The sequence below is a fragment of the Kitasatospora putterlickiae genome (genome assembly GCF_039527695.1).
In the GTDB taxonomy this organism is placed as follows: domain Bacteria; phylum Actinomycetota; class Actinomycetes; order Streptomycetales; family Streptomycetaceae; genus Kitasatospora; species Kitasatospora putterlickiae.
In genome coordinates, this window is record NZ_BAAAKJ010000530.1 from 1 (window position 1) to 1,882 (window position 1,882).

At 71.9% G+C, this 1,882-nt stretch carries 1 protein-coding gene; it reads left to right on the forward strand.

What is annotated here, in order from left to right; translation table 11 throughout:
* On the forward strand, positions 1-1,882 hold a 1,882-nt coding region (locus tag ABD308_RS38785; protein WP_344345729.1), incomplete at both ends, for an Rne/Rng family ribonuclease.

The following is a 1,882-nucleotide window of genomic DNA, read 5'->3' on the forward strand; positions in this document are numbered from 1 at the left end:
GGCCGCCGCCGCCGTCGTGGTGAGGCCGAGGAGGCCGAGGCGCCCGAGAACGAGCAGCCCGCCGCCGAGGAGCCGCTCGCGGCCGCCGAGGAGGAGGACGAGGACGAGGACGACGACCTGGCCGCCGGCCTGTCCTCCTCGCGCCGCCGTCGCCGCCGTCGCCGCCGCAGCGGTGAGTCCGGCGCCGTCGAGACCGCCGAGACCACCGAGGACGGCGTCCGCACCGTGGTGAAGGTGCGCGAGCCGCGCCGCCGCTCCACCGAGCCGTCCTTCGACCCGGACGAGGTGCAGTCCATCAAGGGCTCCACCCGCCTGGAGGCCAAGAAGCAGCGCCGCCGCGAGGGCCGCGAGCTGGGCCGCCGCCGGGTGCCGATCATCACCGAGGCCGAGTTCCTGGCCCGCCGCGAGTCGGTCGAGCGCGTCATGGTGGTGCGCCAGAACGGCCAGCGGACCCAGATCGGCGTCCTTGAGGACGGCGTGCTCGTCGAGCACTACGTCAACAAGGAGCAGGCCACCTCGTACGTCGGCAACGTCTACCTGGGCAAGGTCCAGAACGTGCTGCCGTCGATGGAGGCCGCCTTCGTCGACATCGGCAAGGGCCGCAACGCCGTGCTGTACGCCGGCGAGGTCAACTTCGGCGCGCTCGGCGGCCACGGCGGCCCGCGCCGGATCGAGTCCGTGCTGAAGTCCGGCCAGTCCGTGCTGGTGCAGGTCTCCAAGGACCCGATCGGCCACAAGGGCGCCCGCCTGACCAGCCAGATCTCGCTGCCCGGCCGCTACCTGGTCTACGTGCCCGAGGGCTCGATGACCGGCATCTCCCGCAAGCTGCCGGAGAACGAGCGCGCCCGCCTCAAGCAGATCCTCAAGAAGATCGTCCCGGACGACGCGGGCGTCATCGTGCGCACCGCCGCCGAGGGCGCCTCCGAGGAGGAGCTGACCCGCGACGTCCAGCGGCTGCAGCAGCAGTGGGAGGACATCCAGAAGAAGGCCACGTCCGGCAACGCCCCCGCGCTGCTGTACGGCGAGCCGGACATGACCGTCCGGGTCGTCCGCGACATCTTCAACGAGGACTTCACCAAGGTCATCGTCTCCGGCGACGAGGCGTGGAACACCATCCACGACTACGTCTCCAACGTGGCCCCGGACCTCGCCGGGCGGCTCCAGCGGTGGACCTCCGAGGTGGACGTGTTCGCCACCTACCGGATCGACGAGCAGCTGATGAAGGCGCTGGACCGCAAGGTCTGGCTGCCCAGCGGCGGCTCGCTGGTGATCGACCGCACCGAGGCGATGGTCGTCATCGACGTCAACACCGGGAAGTTCGTCGGCCAGGGCGGCAACCTGGAGGAGACGGTCACCCGGAACAACATCGAGGCGGCCGAGGAGATCGTGCGCCAGCTGCGGCTGCGCGACCTCGGCGGCATCATCGTGATCGACTTCATCGACATGGTCCTGGAGTCCAACCGCGACCTGGTGCTGCGCCGGCTGCTGGAGTGCCTGGGCCGGGACCGGACCAAGCACCAGGTGGCCGAGGTCACCTCGCTGGGCCTGGTGCAGATGACCCGCAAGCGGGTCGGCCAGGGCCTGCTGGAGTCCTTCTCCGAGCCTTGCGTGCACTGCAACGGCCGCGGCGTGATCGTCCACATGGAGCAGCCGAGCGCCCACGTGCACGCCGGTGGCGGCGCGGCCGCCGTCGAGGCGGGCGCGGGTGGCGGCAAGCGCCGTCGCCGGGGCAAGGGCGGTGCGGCGCACGAGGAGCCGCAGGTCGTCGAGGCCGCTGAGGCCGTCGAGCCGCTGGAGGCCGTCGCGGCCGCCGCCGAGGCGCTCGTCGAGGCGGTGGCCGCGGAGGCTCCGGTCCGCGAGGAGATCGAGGGCCAGCTGGCCA